Source organism: Klebsiella ornithinolytica NBRC 105727 = ATCC 31898, assembly GCF_001598295.1.
Lineage (GTDB): Bacteria > Pseudomonadota > Gammaproteobacteria > Enterobacterales > Enterobacteriaceae > Klebsiella > Klebsiella ornithinolytica.
In genome coordinates this window covers 1-17,537 of sequence record NZ_BCYR01000020.1, presented here as the reverse complement: position 1 = coordinate 17,537, position 17,537 = coordinate 1, and the positions used below count along the sequence as shown (strand labels likewise).

14 protein-coding genes, 1 tRNA gene and 1 pseudogene are annotated in these 17,537 nt (G+C 50.4%); 8 read left to right on the top strand and 8 right to left on the bottom strand.

Features of this window, described 5'->3' with window-relative positions; all coding sequences use genetic code 11:
• Positions 1-24: 24 nt before the first annotated feature.
• Together ROR01S_RS24020 and ROR01S_RS24015 are read right to left on the bottom strand one after the other, a co-directional pair.
• Entirely contained in the window at positions 25-768 is a 744-nt protein-coding gene (locus ROR01S_RS24020) for an ABC transporter ATP-binding protein (RefSeq protein ID WP_064359945.1), read from the bottom strand.
• A pseudogene (locus ROR01S_RS24015) lies at positions 765-2,333 on the bottom strand (ABC transporter permease). Before ROR01S_RS24015 ends, ROR01S_RS24020 begins: the two are co-directional and overlap by 4 nt.
• A 220-nt stretch (positions 2,334-2,553) precedes the next feature.
• Between ROR01S_RS24015 and ROR01S_RS24010 the strand changes: the two are divergent.
• Positions 2,554-3,621 carry an ABC transporter substrate-binding protein gene (locus ROR01S_RS24010; RefSeq protein ID WP_048024267.1) on the top strand — a complete coding sequence of 356 codons (1,068 nt, stop codon included), beginning with the start codon at positions 2,554-2,556 and terminating at the stop codon, positions 3,619-3,621.
• On the opposite strand, the gene ROR01S_RS24005 is transcribed toward ROR01S_RS24010, so the two are convergent.
• Positions 3,618-4,562 carry a LysR family transcriptional regulator gene (locus ROR01S_RS24005; protein ID WP_004858343.1) on the bottom strand — a complete coding sequence of 315 codons (945 nt, stop codon included), beginning with the start codon at positions 4,560-4,562 and terminating at the stop codon, positions 3,618-3,620. The two genes, ROR01S_RS24010 and ROR01S_RS24005, sit on opposite strands and share 4 nt — an antisense overlap.
• A gap of 341 nt (positions 4,563-4,903) precedes the next feature.
• Between ROR01S_RS24005 and ROR01S_RS24000 the strand changes: the two genes are divergently transcribed.
• Positions 4,904-5,470, top strand: a complete 567-nt coding sequence (locus ROR01S_RS24000; protein ID WP_004858341.1) for a C40 family peptidase — start codon at positions 4,904-4,906, stop codon at positions 5,468-5,470.
• A 676-nt stretch (positions 5,471-6,146) separates the two neighbouring features.
• On the opposite strand, the gene phoE is transcribed toward ROR01S_RS24000, so the two are convergent.
• A complete protein-coding gene (phoE, locus tag ROR01S_RS23995) occupies positions 6,147-7,199 on the bottom strand; it encodes a phosphoporin PhoE (protein WP_004858338.1) in 1,053 nt (350 codons plus the stop codon).
• A gap of 290 nt (positions 7,200-7,489) precedes the next feature.
• Between phoE and proB the strand changes: the two genes are divergently transcribed.
• Together proB and proA are read left to right on the top strand one after the other, a co-directional pair.
• Complete coding sequence (gene proB / locus ROR01S_RS23990; RefSeq protein WP_004858334.1) at positions 7,490-8,593, top strand: glutamate 5-kinase; 1,104 nt, start codon at positions 7,490-7,492, stop codon at positions 8,591-8,593.
• 10 nt (positions 8,594-8,603) lie between these two features.
• Positions 8,604-9,857: a glutamate-5-semialdehyde dehydrogenase gene (proA, locus tag ROR01S_RS23985; RefSeq protein ID WP_015585074.1), complete on the top strand. Its 1,254-nt coding sequence runs from the start codon at positions 8,604-8,606 to the stop codon at positions 9,855-9,857.
• A 49-nt stretch (positions 9,858-9,906) separates the two neighbouring features.
• On the opposite strand, the gene ROR01S_RS23980 is transcribed toward proA, so the two are convergent.
• From ROR01S_RS23980 to ROR01S_RS23970, 3 genes are read right to left on the bottom strand one after another with little or no spacing between them, the layout of a single operon-like run.
• Positions 9,907-11,937 carry a hypothetical protein gene (locus ROR01S_RS23980; protein WP_255265547.1) on the bottom strand — a complete coding sequence of 677 codons (2,031 nt, stop codon included), beginning with the start codon at positions 11,935-11,937 and terminating at the stop codon, positions 9,907-9,909.
• Positions 11,927-12,886, bottom strand: coding sequence for a glycosyltransferase family 2 protein (locus ROR01S_RS23975; protein WP_015585076.1), 960 nt, complete (start codon positions 12,884-12,886; stop codon positions 11,927-11,929). Before ROR01S_RS23975 ends, ROR01S_RS23980 begins: the two co-directional genes overlap by 11 nt.
• Positions 12,886-13,260, bottom strand: coding sequence for a GtrA family protein (locus ROR01S_RS23970; RefSeq protein WP_228155035.1), 375 nt, complete (start codon positions 13,258-13,260; stop codon positions 12,886-12,888). Before ROR01S_RS23970 ends, ROR01S_RS23975 begins: the two co-directional genes overlap by 1 nt.
• A 339-nt stretch (positions 13,261-13,599) precedes the next feature.
• Between ROR01S_RS23970 and ROR01S_RS23965 the strand changes: the two genes are divergently transcribed.
• From ROR01S_RS23965 to ROR01S_RS23950, 4 genes are all read left to right on the top strand, one after another.
• Positions 13,600-13,675, top strand: a tRNA-Thr gene (locus ROR01S_RS23965).
• A 163-nt stretch (positions 13,676-13,838) separates the two neighbouring features.
• On the top strand, positions 13,839-15,017 hold the full coding sequence (locus ROR01S_RS23960; RefSeq protein WP_048981223.1) for a tyrosine-type recombinase/integrase: 1,179 nt from the start codon (positions 13,839-13,841) through the stop codon (positions 15,015-15,017).
• Entirely contained in the window at positions 15,018-16,265 is a 1,248-nt protein-coding gene (locus ROR01S_RS23955) for an AAA family ATPase (RefSeq protein ID WP_048981221.1), read from the top strand.
• Positions 16,258-16,911, top strand: a complete 654-nt coding sequence (locus ROR01S_RS23950) for an HNH endonuclease (protein ID WP_064359942.1) — start codon at positions 16,258-16,260, stop codon at positions 16,909-16,911. The genes ROR01S_RS23955 and ROR01S_RS23950 overlap by 8 nt, the downstream gene beginning before the upstream one ends.
• 530 nt (positions 16,912-17,441) lie before the next feature.
• On the opposite strand, the gene ROR01S_RS26630 is transcribed toward ROR01S_RS23950, so the two are convergent.
• Positions 17,442-17,537 (bottom strand): phage polarity suppression protein (locus ROR01S_RS26630; protein WP_303745252.1); only part of this gene is annotated, 96 nt, incomplete at its 5' end.

The following is a 17,537-nucleotide window of genomic DNA, read 5'->3' as shown; positions in this document are numbered from 1 at the left end:
GTTGTCACTCCTTAAATAGTCAAATCAGGCACAAGTAATCAAGTTACGAATCTGGCGGCAGGCGGCGGAGAACAACTCATCATCGCGCTGTCGCGGATGCGGTAGCGCCAGCGTCACCACCTCACGAATCCGACCCGGACGGGGAGAGAGCACCACGACCCGGTCGGCCAGCGCCACCGCCTCTTCCACATCGTGGGTCACCAGTAGCGTGGTGGTCCCCGCGCTGCGATGAATATGCAGCAGCTCCTGCTGCAGGGTATGGCGCGTCAGGGCATCCAGCGCGCCGAAGGGCTCATCAAGCATCAGAATTTGCGGACTGGCGATCAGCCCGCGGGCAATCGCCACCCGCTGGGCCATCCCGCCGGAAAGCCGGGATGGCAGCGCATGGGCGAATTCCTGCAGCTGTACGCGCTCCAGCATCGCCAGCGCGCGCTGGCGCTTCACCCCACGACTCAGCTTTTCATCCGCGAGGCCCAGCATCACGTTGTCGATCACCGTCAGCCACGGAAACAGCCGCGGCTCCTGAAAGACGATACCGCGCTCTTTGCCCACGCCGCGTACCGGCTCGCCGTTGATGCGGATCTCCCCCTGCGTCACCGGCTCAAGGCCAATCAACATCCGTAGCAGCGTAGATTTGCCGCAGCCGCTGCTGCCAACCAGCACCACCAGTTCGCCGGCGGCGATATCGAGGCTGAAGTTCTGGAGTGCCGTCACCTGTTGCCAGGATTTACGCACGTGGCGAAAAGAGACCAGGGTCGAGGCGGTCATAGTTGCTCCTGTTGGCGCCAGCGGGTGGCGCGAGATTCCAGTAAACGTCCGGCTTTATCCAGCGCCGCGCCGGTGATACCAATCAGCACCATGCCGCAGAGAATGGTCGGCATATCCAGCAGCTGCTGGGCGTTGATCATCAGACTGCCGATACCGGTCCCGGAGGACATGAAATATTCCGCGCCGATGTTGCCCAGCCATGCATAAATCAACGCCAGGCGCAGACCGGCAAATATGCCCGGCGCCGCCCCCGGTAAAATCAGCGCCCGCAGACGGGTCAGCGGGGCAAAGCGCAGCACCTTTGCCACTTCATCAAGCTGCGGATCGCGCTGGCTGACGGCCTGCAAGGTGCTGAAAAACATCGGGAAGAAAGATGCCAGGGCGATAAACACGATTTTTCCGCCGTTATCGTTGCCGACCCACGCGGTCAGCAGCGGCAGTCAGGCAAAGAGCGCGATATGGCGCAGGACATTCAGCGTCGGGGTCAATATCTGCCCGGCGCGCGGACGCAGGGCCAGCAGCAATCCGCACAGCAGCCCAATCGCGATCCCCAGCGCGCCGCCGGCAAAGGCCCGTCCCAGACTGGCCAGCATCGCAACAGGCAGTTCCCCGCTGACCGCTCCGGCCATAAAGCGCTGCGCCACCGCCAGCGGCGAAGAGAATAATGTGCTGTCGATCCAGCCGCGATGGCTGGCCAGCTGCCACAGCACCAGCAGGATCAGCGGCAGCTGGAATGCATGCCAGCTGGCCTGCGGCTTCCAGGCCAGCCGTCCGGTAGCGGCCTGCGGCCAGAAGACCAGCCGGGCATAGACCCGATTGGCCGCCCACTCCATCAACAACCCGCTCAGCCCCACCACCGCGATGGTGACGAAGACAATATCCAGCTGAAACAGCTGGCGGCCCCAGACCATCAGGTAGCCGATCCCTTCCGACGAGGCCAGCAGCTCGACAACAATCAACGACACCCAGGCCTGGGATAGCGCCAGCCGCAGGCCGGTAAACCAGCCCGGCAGGCTCGCGGGAATCACCAGCCAACGCAGCCTCTGCCAGCGGGAAAAATTCATCACCTGCGCCGCTTCCCCCAGCGCTGGCGAGACGCTGGTCACCGCCAGTTGCGTGTGGATAGTCATCGGGACGAGAGTGGTTTTGACGATAACCGCCAGCTTCAGGCCGTTATCGATGCCAAACAGCACCATAAACAGCGGGATCCAGCCGAGGGTGGGGATCTGCGCCAGGGCATAAAATAGCGGTTCTACCCGCTGAGCCGCGGCCGGTACGAGACCAAACAATGCCCCCAGGAGGGTACCCGCCGCCACCCCCAGCAGCAGCCCGACGGCCAGGTGCTGGAGGCTAAACCCCCATTGCGCCAGCAAATCACCGCTGAGGAGCGACAGCGCGGTATCGGCGACGACCGCCGGGGCGGGCAGGATCTGCTCCGGCATCCAGCGCTCTACGGCGGCGATGTGCCACAGCAGCACGATCAGCGCCGGCAGCAGCAAGGGCCAGCCGTTTAGCCTGATAGCAGGCCAGGAGAGCCTGCGTCTTTTCAAGATCATCTGCGACATAGCGGTCCGTTTTGAGTGAAATCATCACCCTATAAAACCGTCCTCGCCGTCTGGCGTCATTGCGTTTGGTGAATAATCCCGATGCAACAAATGCATCTCAGCCTGGCAGACAGGCGGGCTCTGATTTAGCTTATTTTTGCCTTTGCTCTGCGAATAAAAGCATTTAACAGGACGCGGTGAGCCTCTTTAGGGTGAGAAAAAACTCAGGGAGTCACCACCAATGATGAAAGCTATTTTTACCCGTACCGCGCTGGCGCTGGTTGCCGTAGTTACGCTGATTGCCAGCGCGCAGGCCGAGAGCCTGCGCACCATTCGCATTGGCGTGCCGGATCAAAGCGCCGGCAGCAAACCGTTTATTGAAGGGCCGGTCGGGATGGCCTTTATCCGTCATCAGCTGGAGACGGTGTTTAAACCGCAGGGTGTGGAGGTGCAGTGGCAATTCTTTAAGGGCGCCGGCCCGGCGGTGAATGAAGCGCTGGCCAACCGGCAACTCGATTTTGTCTATCTCGGCGATCTGGCGGCGATTATCGGCAAAGCCAACGGTCTGCCAACCCGCCTGCTGCTGGGCAGCCGCGGGTCGGAATCCTACCTCGCGGCCACCAGAGCATCGGGAATTAAACAGCTGGCAGACCTGAAAGGGAAACGCGTGGCGGTCTATCGCGGTACCGCAGACCAGCTGGCCTTCGATCGCGCCTTGCAAACCGTCGGGCTTAGCGAACGCAATATGCAGGTCATTAATCTCGACTGGAGCGCCGGGAAAGCCGCGTTGGCCGCCGGTCGCGTGGATGCGGTGTGGGGCGGCGTCTCGCTGCTGGCGCTGCGCGGCGATAAGATTGAGGTGGTGGTAAAAAGCGGTGATTCAGGCCGGCAAAATACGACCCAGGCGGCTTTTCTCGGAACTCAGGACTTTATTCAGGCCTGGCCGCAGGCCACCCAGCAAATTATTGACGTGCTGGTGAAAAACGCGGCGGAAATCAGCAACCCGGCGAATCGCGAGACCTGGTCGGCAGAGATGGCGCAGCAGAGCCAAATTCCACAGGCGCTGTTCCTTGAGGATCTGCAGCCGCAGGATCTCAACTTCAGCACTTCGCCGCGCATCGACCCCTTCCTGGCCGACAGCTTCAGCAGCAGCGTCGAGCAGGCCAAAACGGGTCGCCTCATTCGCAACGCCTTTGCGGTAACGCAGTGGGCAGACGGGCAGTTTGTCGAACAGGCGCTAAAGACCCTGCAGCTGGAAAACCACTGGCCGCAGTATGATAGCCAGGGCCAGGCGGCGAACGCCGGCTAAGCCTCCTCTTCCTGCGCCAGCAGCTGGATCTGATGCTGGCGGTCGGTATGCAGGATAATATCGATAAACCTGGCGACCAGCGGCGAAAGCGCGGCATGAACCGGGGAGATCACCGCGAAGCGGGTCTGCATCAGCCGCCACTCTTCCGGAAGGTTGCTGAGCTCCAGCTTCACCAGGCGATGGCTGTGCTGACACAGGGCGAAGCCGTCTTCGCTGGCAAAGCTTATCGCCTGAGTGTGCGCTAGCGTCGACAGCAAGGCGTAGACGTGATCGCATTGAATCGCCGGGGTGAAATCCTGCCGCTGGCTGAGAGTCGCCAGCACTTTTCGCACCCCAGGAGGCAGGTACGGCGCGGCGAAGGGATAGCGCAGCATCTCCTCAATGGCTACCGGGCCGATCTGAGCCAGGGGATGGTCGGCATGACAGATGAAAAAACAGCGCTGCGGGCTGAGCGGCTGTACCCGCAGCTGCGGATCCAGCTCCGCATGCCAGCTGTCGGCCACCACAAAGGGAAACTGCTGGGTCGTCAGCGCGTGATGCAGGGCAAACCAGTTATCGACCTGAAAGCGCACCCTCGCCTGCGGGAGACGGCGATGAAACTCTCCGATGGCCGCCGGGATCAGGCGCGCCGCGGGCGCCGGGCCACAACCGAACGCCACTTCGCCATTTTCACTATCGTCCGTTTCCCCCAGCAGGCTGCTCAATTCAATGTTTAACTCCTGGAAACGGCGGGCGTAGGGCAGCAGCTTTTGCCCGTGTCGCGTCAGCGTCGGCAGCTTATTCTGCCGGTCGAATAAAGGATGGCCGACGCTCTGCTCCAGCGACTGAATACTGCGGCTGAAGGCCGATTGCGACAGGCATACCGCCTCGGCGGCGCGGTGAAAACTACCGTATTCAACCAACGCGACAAAATTGCGCAGCTGGCGAAAATCGAGATGCATAAGCTTGCCTCACAGGGACCTGGAGCGGACAAAGTACTGGACGCCACCCCCAGCGTGCAATGGCCGGATGATGAGGATCTTTCACCTTCGGCAAAGAGAAAAGAGTCATTAACATCAGATGCGTCTTATAGGCGATCGCGAAATAGTGTTTCATGGTGAAATAATTTATTAACAAGCGACACCACAGCTTTTTCTCTTATATTTAACTGGAGCAATGAAAAACGTGAAGTAACAAGTTTACCCTACGTAAGGTTTCGTAAATTTTTCAGCGAACCATTCTGACAATATAGCGGATACGCTATAAATACCCACGGCCCATTCCCCTCACGAAAAATAACGATATGACGCCTAAACTTGCTCACGCTTTATTATTAGTGCCTTTTTTGATTCTGGCAGGATGCTCATCTTCATCTAAACATCCGCCAAAAACCGCCGCCAAACACCAATATGCCCCGATCGATAGCGGATCTGACGATCTGATTCCGGTGGTTGCCGCCCTTCACGATCAAATGCACACCTGGCACGGCACCCCCTATGAATGGGGCGGTACCGAGCAAAGCGGCGTCGACTGTTCCGGCTTCGTCTGGCGAACGCTCAAGGACCGCTTCAATTTGCCCATGGATCGCGTAACAACGGGCGATCTCCTGCATATGGGCGTCCGCGTCAGCAAGCAGCAGCTCCGTCCGGGGGATCTGGTGTTCTTCCGCATTCGTGGCGGGATGCACGTCGGTTTCTATGACACCGAGCACAACTTCCTGCACGCCTCCAGCAGCCAGGGCGTTATGCGCTCCTCGCTGGACAACCCTTACTGGAACTCGGTCTTCTACCAGGCGCGTCGCCTGCCGAAAGAGTATAACGCGCAGATCACCATGAATAGCGACCATCAGCACCTGGCTAAAAATCATTAACCCATTTCAATAAAAAACCGCAGCAATAACGCTGTAATGCCGATCGTTTAAGGGTCGGCAGACCGATTTGGCAGAGGTGTAAGAATCGGTCATCTCACCGAGATGACCGATTCTTATGCGGCGCTGTCAGGTTTTCAACATATCTGCAGGAGTTTCTGGCTCGTGTGTTCTGTGGAATATTCCGTTCACGTGAGTTTCCGCACGCTGCTTTTTCTTGCGCTGCAGGTGAACGGCCCCCTGCGGCATGTCCTGTTATTCCATGCTGACCATTCCGCCGCTGAAAAACCTTCTGCAAGGATATCGCAACGTGACGGCCACGGGAGGACAGCGCGGGAGTTAAGGCGCCTCAGGAAAACGGGCGAGAACGCAGGTGCGCATCGAGAACTGGCCGCCAGATGAAGCCGGAGTGGAGCATACCGCGCAGCGCCCATTTTCAGCGCAATGCCGTTCCCCACAGCGGGTATGAGAAAAGGGGCGGATTCACCGTGAACGGAACATGCCACCGTTCTGGCAACAACAAACGTTCGCACAAACCACCGTTTACCGGCTCGCCCTGGCCTGCGATAAAGCAAAAAAAATGCTGGTCACCTTTAAGTGACCAGCATTACAGCAATAACGCTGCGGTTTTTTGTTCCGCCAGCTAACCGCCTCGGGAGTCTCCTTCGGCGGTCGCGGATTAGAACTGGTAAGTCATACCCAGTGCGACGATGTCGTCATTGTTGATAGCGAGTTTATTATCGCTGTTCAGCTGGTTGATTTTATAATCAACGAAGGCGTTCATGTTTTTGTTGAAGTAATAAGTCAGACCCACGTCAATATAGTTCACCAGGTCCTCGTTACCAACGCCTTCAATATCTTTGCCTTTTGACAGCACATAGCCCAGAGACGGACGCAGACCGAAGTCGAACTGGTACTGAGCAACGGCTTCAAAGTTCTGCGTTTTATTGGCAAAACCACCGCTGATTGGCGTCATTTTGCGGGTTTCAGAATACATAGTGGCCAGGTAAATATTGTTGGCGTCATATTTCAGACCGGTCGCCCAGGCTTCCGCTTTTTTACCCGCGCCGCGCGCCAGCAGGTTCTGGTCATTGGTACGGTCAGAGCTGGTATAGGCCGCGCTGATGGCAAAATCGCTGCCGCCGAAGTCATAGCTTAACGAGGTCCCGAAGCCGTCGCCGTTCTGTTTTTTCGCTTCGCGGCCTTCGTTTTTACCCTGATATTGCAGAGTCATATCCAGGCCATCCACCACGCCGAAGAAATCGGTATTGCGGTAGGTTGCCAGACCGCTGGCACGCTTGGTCATGAAGTTGTCGGTCTGAGCGGAAGAGTCACCGCCGAATTCCGGGAACATATCGGTCCAGGCTTCAACGTCATACAGGGCGCCGAGGTTACGACCGTAATCGAAAGAACCGTAGTTTTTCAATTTCAGGCCGGCAAACGCCAGACGGGTTTTCTGGGTGGAGTCGCTTTCCGTTTTGTTGCCGGAGAATTCAGATTCCCAACGACCGTAGCCGGTCAGCTGGTCATTAATCTGCGTCTCGCCTTTGATACCGAAACGGACATAGGTCTGGTCGCCATCTTTACTGTCATAGTCGCTGATGTAGTGCATCGCTTTGACTTTGCCGTAGACGTCCAGTTTGTTGCCGTCTTTATTATAAACTTCTGCTGCCTGTGTAGCTGAAGAAGCGACAAGACCCATCATCATTAATGCCAGTGAGCTCTTTTTCATTATTCAGTCCTGGTGATTTATTTATACGCGCTAATCAATTCCGGGCGAAGGCCCCGTGAAAAACAGGAGGTTTTTTAACGCTCCGATATTAAAAATTTATGACAATGTGGAACTTTTTATAAAAAAGAGTGTTTAGATGTTTCCGTCATAAATTTGTCATCGTGTTACTCCACAATGCCCGATCTCGCGCAATAAAGTGGCTCGTCCAATACGCCAGGTGTTGGCAAGCGGCCTGAGTCCTGTTACAACATCAGCTCGATATCGATATTCCTTTTGAACGGCAGAGAATCATGAGTGATAGCCAGACGCTGGTGGTAAAACTGGGCACCAGTGTTTTAACGGGCGGATCCCGTCGCCTGAACCGCGCCCATATCGTCGAATTAGTGCGTCAGTGCGCACAGCTGCACGCGATGGGCCACCGTATTGTCATTGTGACCTCCGGGGCGATTGCCGCCGGGCGTGAGCACCTCGGCTACCCGGAACTGCCCGCGACCATTGCGTCGAAACAGCTTCTGGCTGCGGTAGGACAGAGCCGTCTGATCCAGCTGTGGGAACAGCTGTTTTCCATTTATGGTATTCACGTTGGCCAGATGCTGCTGACCCGTGCGGATATGGAAGATCGCGAGCGCTTCCTCAATGCCCGCGATACCCTGCGCGCGCTGCTCGATAACAACATCGTGCCGGTCATTAACGAAAATGACGCCGTGGCGACCGCCGAGATTAAAGTCGGCGATAACGACAATCTCTCCGCTCTGGCGGCAATCCTTGCCGGCGCCGATAAGCTGCTGCTGCTGACCGACCAGCCGGGTCTGTTCACCGCCGACCCGCGCAATAACCCGCAGGCGGAACTGATCAAAGATGTCTACGGCATTGATGACGCCCTGCGCGCCATCGCCGGCGATAGCGTTTCCGGCCTCGGCACCGGCGGTATGGGAACCAAGCTGCAGGCCGCCGATGTCGCCTGCCGTGCAGGTATCGACACCATTATTGCCGCCGGCAACCGTCCCGGGGTGATTGCCGATGTGATGGAGAGCGTGTCGGTCGGTACCCGCTTCCACGCGCAGGAATCGCCGCTGGAGAACCGCAAACGCTGGATCTTCGGAGCCCCGCCGGCGGGTGAAATTAGCGTTGATGCCGGCGCCACCCAGGCGATTCTGGAACGCGGCAGCTCCCTGCTGCCAAAAGGCATCAAAACCGTCACGGGTAACTTTTCCCGCGGTGAAGTTATCCGCATCCGCAATAGCGAAGGTCGCGATATTGCCCACGGCGTCAGCCGCTATAACAGCGACGCGCTGCGCCTGATTGCCGGCCAGCATTCGCAGCAGATTGATGCCATTCTGGGCTACGAATACGGCCCGGTTGCCGTGCATCGTGACGATATGATTATCCGTTAAGGAGCTGAAAATGCTGGAACAAATGGGCATTGCTGCCAAGGCGGCCTCGTACAAACTCGCGCAACTCTCCAGCCGTGAAAAAAATCAGGTGCTGGAAAAGATCGCCGATTATCTCGAAGCGCAGAGTGAAGAGATTCTGCGTGCGAACGCCGAAGACCTGACGGAAGCGCGCGCCAATGGCTTAAGCGACGCGCTGCTCGACCGCCTGGCGCTTAACCCGGCGCGTTTAAGCGGCATTGCGAACGATGTTCGCCAGGTGTGCAACCTGGCCGATCCGGTCGGCCAGGTGATCGACGGCGGTCTGCTTGACAGCGGTCTGCGCATCGAACGCCGCCGCGTGCCGCTGGGCGTGGTGGGGGTGATTTATGAAGCCCGTCCTAACGTCACCGTCGATGTGGCTTCCCTGTGCCTGAAAACCGGCAATGCCGCGATTCTGCGCGGCGGGAAAGAGACCTGGCGCACCAATGCCGCTACGGTGAAAGTGATTCAGCGGGCGCTGGAGGAGTGCGGGCTGCCGGCCGCGACGGTCCAGGCGATTGAGAACCCAGATCGCGCGCTGGTTGGCGAGATGCTGAAGATGGATAAGTACATCGATATGCTGATCCCACGCGGCGGTGCCGGTCTGCACAAGTTGTGCCGCGAGCAGTCCACGATTCCGGTGATCACCGGCGGGATTGGCGTGTGTCATATTTATATTGATGATTCGGCCGACATAGCTGAAGCGCTGAAGATTATCGTCAATGCCAAGGTTCAGCGCCCAAGCGCCTGTAACTCGGTAGAAACCTTGTTGGTCAATCAGCATATCGCCGACCGTTTCCTGCCAGCGCTAAGTAAACAGATGGCGGAAAGCGGCGTGACGCTGCATGCTGACGCCACCACCCTGTCGGTATTGCAAAACGGCCCGGCAAACGTCGAGCCGGTGAAGGCGGAGCAGTACAACGATGAGTATCTGTCGCTGGATCTGAATGTCAAAGTGGTCGCCGGCCTCGACGAGGCCATCGCCCATATCCGCGAGCACGGTACCCAGCACTCTGACGCCATCCTGACCCGCACGCTGAGCAATGCCAACCGCTTTATCAACGAAGTGGATTCCTCTGCGGTATACATTAACGCCTCTACCCGCTTTACCGACGGCGGCCAGTTTGGCCTCGGCGCAGAAGTGGCGGTCAGCACCCAGAAGCTGCACGCGCGCGGCCCGATGGGCCTGGAAGCGTTAACGACCTACAAGTGGATTGGTTTCGGCGACGATACGATTCGTGCTTAAGTCAAATCGGCAACGGCAGTGAAATGGGGGCGATTGCCCCCATTTTTATTTACTGGTTAATATCCAGGCTATCACAGGCAGAAGAGCCATTATTATCAATAATCAAGGTAATATCTTTGTTGTGGAAATCACGCATATCGAAAACCACGCTCTCCGCTGTGGCAATATGCTTTTCTACACGATGCGTCGCATCTTTGATAATCACTTTCACCCCGTCAGTTTTCCCGCAGTTTTTATTGACTGACGTAATACGTAAGGTGTCATATTCCCCGACGAACATCCTGACAACAGTCGGCGTTGTCGCACCAGGGTGGGCGTAGATTCGGCCTTCACGATACATACTAAACTGACCCCAGGTGTCGCCCTTCTCTATCGCCGCGCTGAGATAACTCTCCGTAAGATTGTTTTCATACTCCGCTTTCCATGAGGGGTAGGAACGGGAAAATTCATCAATCATGCTTCGGTATTCATTGATTGTATACGGCCTGATTTTTTCATAGACGTATGCCTGAACACCGCCGCTGAGTATAAATGGCTGACTCACTCTTTTATAAGCGGCACCAATGCCCTTACCTTCCAGGATAAGATTATTTGGCAGATATATAACCTGTTGTCCATGAATCCCAAGGTGCGTTTGAGCAGGGTCGGTCACAATAGCATAACGAGAACTAAAGGCTTCAGTCGCCAGTTTATCACGCAAATCTACCTGCGAGACATTGGCGATATGGCTGACAAATGATGCCGGTGATATGGCTGAAAACAGATCATTATTAAGTGAACCGCTGGATGCAAAAACAGCCACCTTATCATCTGGTTCAACACGCGCACTCATAAAGGCAATCAGCTCATGATAATGGTCAAAGTTTTCTAATCTGAGAGGATACTCTTTGCCTGGCAGATAGCGGCTAACTAATTCCGGTTTACCGAATGGTTTTGAATACGTGCTAATAAAGACTGCAACCGTAAATAATGAGAATGCGATCGTAAGCGCTATCGCCAGCCCCTTACTTAACCTATCAAAGAATAGTTTCAAAGCCGAAAGCACGAGTATTGCCAACCAAAAACAGAATGGCATTCCATGCTGCATCCCTGGCGTCTGTGTTCGGGTAAATATAATATAGGTGATGATAAAATTAGCTAAGGCAAAAGCACAAAGAATTTTAAGCCGAAAACTGGTTCCAAAAACAATATATAACCCACCCACTAAAATTAATGGCACCAAATATAAACCAGCATAATTCAGGGTTATAAAGAACGTTGCTTGCTCTGTTGCTTTGTATGCGGAATAAATATCAGAATAGTTGGTCGTCAGTATTCTCTCCGCCAGTTCAAACTGAAAAACACAGACTAAGAAAATAACTACCAGCCCAGAAATAGTAAAGAAAATAAAGTATTTTAATATTCTTTCCTTATTAAACTTAGCCGTTTCACCAAACAAAAAAGTATTTAAGAAAGGTAACGTTACAAACAATGAAACTACGCTATAGGCATACCACCGCCGGAATGCAAATGGCAACCATAGTAATACTCCCATTGCGATTGCAAGTAATACAAAGCGGAACCCTCGATAATTTAATATATTAACTTTAAACAGAATCAAGCAGCACAGCGATAATGGAATCATTCCTATAATATCAGGATAGCCACGCAATGTTGGCGTGATAAAAGGAATAAAACTTGCCAGAAAAACAAAGATATACGGCTGGTATTTTTTGTCAACACCTGCAGCAGTCGCAAACAAGCGCATTGCAATATAAGCAAATGGCAACAGATAAAGAATATACACACCCAATATATAAGCTTCCCGGTTTCCTATCGGCAGATAGTTAAACGGGATCAGTGCAATGACTGGCAAAGGATTATAATCAGCTGAATAGACTGAAGATTTTATACTAGCAAGCCATTGGCTAAATGAGCCTTGCAGTAAGTCAGTATACTCATTCCATACCACCCAGTAAAATCTGGAATCCCATGTATAAGCCTGATTTTCACTTGCCACAAAGGAATAACAAAGTACTGATAGTATGGCGATGAATGCCACATACAATATTCCTCTGCTTATTTTTTCGTTATTCATCATCAACCTTCTGCTGCGTTGTTTTTTCGATAAAATATTTAGGCCGAGCTTTAGCCTCCATATATATCTTACCTACATACTCACCAATGATGCCTAACGATAGCATCTGTACCCCGCCGAGGAAGAAAATAGCGATCATGACTGAAGCCCACCCTTCAACGGTATTTCCTGAGAATTTCTCAAACAGCGCATAAATTGCTGCAAACACCGAAAGAATACTGATCGCAAACCCTGAGATTGCGATAATCCTTAATGGGGTAATGGTCAGAGAAGTGATGCCTTCAATTGCCAGGGCAAGCATTTTTTTTAATGGATACTTCGACTCACCGGCCAGACGTACTGTTCTCGAATAGGCGACCTGGGTGGAACGGTAACCAATCAGTGGTACTAATCCACGTAAATATAAATTTTGCTCTTTAAAGCTCAGCAGCGCCTTTTTTGCGCGATCGCTCAACAATCGAAAATCGGCATGCTGTGGAACCTGCTGAACGCCCATCCACTTCATACAACTATAAAAGAGACCCGCGGTTTTTCTTTTAAATGGCGAGTCAGATGCCCGATCATTACGTACACCATATACAATCTCATTACCATTGAGGTACTCTTTAACCATTAACGCAATAACAGATGTATCATCCTGAAGATCTGCATCAATGCTCACGGTAATATCCGATTCGGCGGCCTCAAGACCCGCAACCAGGGCTACCTGATGACCACGATTTCTTGAAAGCTTAACTCCTTTAACCGTTGAGTAATCCATCGATGCCTGAGCAATCAACTGCCACGTTGAGTCACGGCTGCCATCATCAACGAATAAAATATAGCTATCAGCGGAAATCAGTGTTGCCGTGACTAATTCCGCCAGAACCGCTTGTAATTCAGATAAGCAGTGACTGAATACTTCTTCCTCGTTGTAACATGGCACAACAATAGCCAACTTTGGTTGTTTCATTATTTCATCACCCAGAGTTTATTAATTAAAAAACCAGCAATTGTATAAACAATCATGCCACATAACTGAGATATATAAGTCAAATCAGGGAATATTAATAAAAATATTTTAACTGTTATAATATTTGCTACCCAGCATATTGCACAAGATGCCAAAAACTTTATAAACCGTTTGCCGCTCAGCGCTTTTGAAAACGTAAATAACGAATTAACGACAAAACTAAACAGAATACCTACCACATACCCCATGGCATTTGATAGATATATCCCAACCCCGGCAGACATTAATAAAAATATCACCGCCGCAGTTATTGCTGTGTTCAATAACCCCACCATTACATATTTCAACGCGGGATTAGAAAGTATTTTTTTCACTGCATCACCCTATTATTAACCACCACTGATTTTATCATTCAGGGGAAAGCTGACAACTACTAAGGTTAGCCAGTTGCCTTTAGTTGCATACAGTTAGCATTTTTACAGCTCTGGTAGGCTGCAGTAATGGCGTTTTGAAACGTGTCGCTAAAGAGCAGCTCGCGCCCATCCCCTGAGCAATTCAGGTCAATGATCGTCGTAGAAGTGGACAATTTGATGTGTAATACCGTGCAGATGCTGGAAAAATAGCCATTCGATACAAGAGGGCATTGACGCCCCCTCCACTTAGTTTTAACCTTTTACCCCGTGATTCACGTTCGTGGACGCGTCCTCTTCAGGGCCGATATAGCTCAGTTGGTAGAGCAGCGCATTCGTAATGCGAAGGTCGTAGGTTCGACTCCTATTATCGGCACCATCTCAACTTCCCCAAACGTCCGTATTCATCCATAAACACCATGATTTATAAAGATTTTACTGATTTTTAGTCCGTCATTGTCCGTAACCATCCAGTAGAATCCGATACTGAATGTGTATAGGATTGTGTATATGTTCCTGTTCGGTCTTGGATTCCTATACACATGCCTTTAAATGATATGCAGATTCGCCGCGCTAAGCCTGAAGCTAAAGCCTATACACTTGGAGATGGGCAAGGCTTGTCATTGCTTATAGAGCCTAATGGAAGCAAAAGCTGGCGGTTCCGCTATCGCTATGCCGGTAAGCCCAAAATGATCTCGCTTGGTGTGTATCCGACGATTACCCTTGCCGATGCTCGCTCTCGTCGCGATGATGCCCGGAAACTTGTCGCGGAAGGAAAGAACCCGAGTGAAGTTCGAAAAGAGCAGAAGATCGCATTGCAAACGGAATCCGAAAGTGCGTTTAAAAAGATAGCTACAGAGTGGCATCAGATGAAGTCCGCCAAATGGTCGGCAGGATATGCGTCAGATATCATGGAAGCGTTTCAGAACGACATTTTCCCGTATGTAGGGACAAGACCCATCGGTGAAATAAAACCGCTCGAACTGCTTAATGTGCTGCGTAAAATTGAAAAACGCGGGGCCTTAGAGAAGATGCGCAAAGTGCGACAGCGTTGTTCAGAAGTGTTTCGTTATGCCATAGCTACTGGGAGAGCTGAGTTTAATCCTGCAGCAGATCTCTCGAGCGCCCTCGAAGTACATCAATCCAATCATTTCCCGTTCCTAAAAGCTGATGAGCTACCAGATTTTCTACGTGCCTTAGACAGTTACACAGGGAGTCGGCTTGTCCAGATTGCTACTAAATTACTCATGATTACGGGTGTGAGAACCATCGAATTGCGTGCTGCATTGTGGTCAGAATTTGATCTAGATAACGCTATCTGGGAAATTCCTGCTGAAAGGATGAAAATGCGCAGGTCACATCTTGTGCCATTGTCGACTCAGGCGTTAGATTTACTTAATGAACTGAAGATCATGACAGGGAACTATCATTATGTTTTTCCGGGGCGGAATGATCCGAACAAACCGATGAGTGAAGCGAGTATAAACCAGGTTATCAAGCGTATTGGCTATGGTGGTAAAGTTACTGGACACGGTTTTCGGCATACTCTCTCTACAATTCTCCATGAGCAAGGATTTGATAGCGCTTGGATTGAGAGCCAGTTGGCTCATGTGGATAAAAATAATATTCGAGGAACTTATAACCATGCAAATTATATATCGAATCGCAAGTGCATGATGCAATGGTACAGTGATAAAATTTTAAAAGAAGGTTCAAACTAAATGAATAAACTCAGCATACTAATGGATAGAATCCTAAGTGCTTATGAAAATGAATACTTTGTAATCATAGGAAAGAATGGAGAAGGTAAAAGCCAATTATTATTGGACATTATCAAAAGTATTTCCGCTTCGGATCTTCACTTCAAAAATTTAATTTCCGTTTCTACAAGTGCTTTTGACCGCTTTCCATTGAATATAAGATCTCCAAAAAAATATGAGCCAATGACTTACTCATATGTAGGGGTGAGAGGAGGGGCTAGTAATAATGTTCTCTCATTAATGAGTTCTGTTTCAACAGGTTTCATATCTAAATACATTTCATCTCCTAAAGATTTAAATAGATTTAGTATGGTGTTAGAAGAAATTGGCTTTTCGACTAATTTTGAGTATGTATATAAGTTGATTATTAATCCAGAGGGTTTACATCGACAAAACATGCTAATCGAAGATGAATACTATATACTTGATGGAAATAAAAGAACAAGATTAGATTGTACCCAACAAGAATTTGAAAAAATCATAGATTTTATTCAATATGTTAAAGGTATTTGTGATAAAAATAATAACTTTAGGATGTCAGTAAATCCAGGGAGGGATTACTTCAATGACAATAACTCAATGAGAAATATAGAATTTTTTCATTATATATTTAAGATGATCTCTCTTGGTATCGTTAAATTAATTGACCTAAGAATGGAAAAATACTCCAAAGGAGTTATCTCATTGCGAAGAGCAAGCTCTGGGGAACAGTGTATATTGCTTTCACTTTTGGGTATTGCAGCAAATATAACTGATAATTCAATTATATTGATTGATGAGCCTGAAATTAGTTTGCATCCAGAATGGCAGCAACGTTATATTAACTTATTAATGAATACGTTTGAAGGGTTCTATAATTGTAAGTTTATAATCGCCACACATTCTCCTTTGGTGATATCAAACTTAAAGTCTTCAAATTGCTATATTTTACCTATGACTGAATCTGAAATAATAAATGCAAAAGATTACAACAATCGTTCTTCTGATTATCAATTAGCGGAGCTGTTTGAGTTTCCAGGCTTTCAAAATGAATATATCCTAAGAACAGCAATAAATCTATTTGCTAAAATCAGAGCCAATAAATCATTCGATAAAGATGATGAAAAGACATTAAAAAGGCTTTCTGGTTTTAAATACAATCTAGAAGAAAAAGATCCAAACTATGATTTGATTACTGCCCTAGAAAGCATGAAGGTGATTTATGGCTGATATTAATGATGAGTATTCTTATACTGATGAACAGCTAGCAATCATTGAGTCTATCAAAAGGCAGGATGGGTTCTCGCATATATCTTGGTATCATGATGATTTTACAATTATTAAAAGTCAAATAAGAGAGTTCTATCGAATCCAACAAAGAGGGCTTTGTGCTTTCTGTAAAAATCCATTGTCTTTACAAGCCGCAGCCAATTGCACTGTTGAACATATAATTCCTAAATCAAAAAAAGTCGATTATATGTTTACCCCAAAAAATCTTTGCGTAATTTGCGCTGACTGTAACGAAATAAAAAGGGCGCAAGAAGTCATCAATGAAGATCATGAGGTTTTAAACAACCCTGAAATAGCAATGTACCCACGTTCAAGTGGTGCTTTTATCATTGTTCACCCACATTTCGATGATTGGTATGAGCATATTCACAAAGTCGGAGCAAGAATATATATAGATAAAACTTTAAAGGGAATCAATACAATGAAAGTTTGTAAGCTTAACCGATTCTTTCATAGACTTGGCGTTTCGGATGAATATGTAAACGATGGAGATTTAACTTCATTAATGAGTGAATATGTTGAGTCAAATAATTTCATTAGGAAAGCAGATATAATTAACAGAATTAGAGAGATTCTCATTGCATGAGATTTATTTGTTACTCAATAAATGCACGTAGTGCTTTACCACGCCACGTCTACCTCTTTAAGTATGGGTTTTAATGCAGTTGCATTGCGAGGCTCAGCCCCGAATACGTCAGGGGAATAGGAGCTTTAGAAGCGATACAATGAACGCCGGAATGACTGCTTTTCGGCGTATCCAAGTGGCTTTTGCTTACTACTCGACTGACAGCCTCAGAGGCTCGCCACGCTGTCAAAACTCTGCACCCTCCCCATCGATACACCTAAGAGCCCGCGCAGCGCAGCGACGCGCTCAGGGCCGCGAAATTAAATATCATTAAATAAATACTTTACCGCTGGCGCGCAGTGCTTTCCCCGCCTCGCCTGCCCGCTTCGTGGGTCGGTTTTCATGCAGGTGCATGGGCAGGCTCAGGCCGCGCCGGGACAGGGCTGCGAAGGGAGTGACGGGACGGGAAAGCGCATGCAAAACCATGCATCCTGTGGATGCATGGCTTAATTCGGGAAAAATAGCGGTATTTTCGGGGATTTTTTGCGGAGCTACCTGCCGGCCAGTTCCGTGCGCCGGCGGGCATAAATCTGACTCTGTGCGGGGGTGTATTTTTCCTGATTATCCACCCGCGAAGCCGCGTCAGG

Excerpts from the sequence above, each read along its gene's own strand:
- ROR01S_RS24020 (WP_064359945.1), bottom strand. The coding sequence starts at position 768 with ATGACCGCCTCGACCCTGGTCTCTTTTCGCCACGTGCGTAAATCCTGG.
- ROR01S_RS24010 (WP_048024267.1), top strand. The coding sequence starts at position 2,554 with ATGATGAAAGCTATTTTTACCCGTACCGCGCTGGCGCTGGTTGCCGTA.
- ROR01S_RS24005 (WP_004858343.1), bottom strand. The coding sequence starts at position 4,562 with ATGCATCTCGATTTTCGCCAGCTGCGCAATTTTGTCGCGTTGGTTGAA.
- ROR01S_RS24000 (WP_004858341.1), top strand. The coding sequence starts at position 4,904 with ATGACGCCTAAACTTGCTCACGCTTTATTATTAGTGCCTTTTTTGATT.
- phoE (WP_004858338.1), bottom strand. The coding sequence starts at position 7,199 with ATGAAAAAGAGCTCACTGGCATTAATGATGATGGGTCTTGTCGCTTCT.
- proB (WP_004858334.1), top strand. The coding sequence starts at position 7,490 with ATGAGTGATAGCCAGACGCTGGTGGTAAAACTGGGCACCAGTGTTTTA.
- proA (WP_015585074.1), top strand. The coding sequence starts at position 8,604 with ATGCTGGAACAAATGGGCATTGCTGCCAAGGCGGCCTCGTACAAACTC.
- ROR01S_RS23980 (WP_255265547.1), bottom strand. The coding sequence starts at position 11,937 with ATGATGAATAACGAAAAAATAAGCAGAGGAATATTGTATGTGGCATTC.
- ROR01S_RS23975 (WP_015585076.1), bottom strand. The coding sequence starts at position 12,886 with ATGAAACAACCAAAGTTGGCTATTGTTGTGCCATGTTACAACGAGGAA.
- ROR01S_RS23960 (WP_048981223.1), top strand. The coding sequence starts at position 13,839 with ATGCCTTTAAATGATATGCAGATTCGCCGCGCTAAGCCTGAAGCTAAA.
- ROR01S_RS23955 (WP_048981221.1), top strand. The coding sequence starts at position 15,018 with ATGAATAAACTCAGCATACTAATGGATAGAATCCTAAGTGCTTATGAA.
- ROR01S_RS23950 (WP_064359942.1), top strand. The coding sequence starts at position 16,258 with ATGGCTGATATTAATGATGAGTATTCTTATACTGATGAACAGCTAGCA.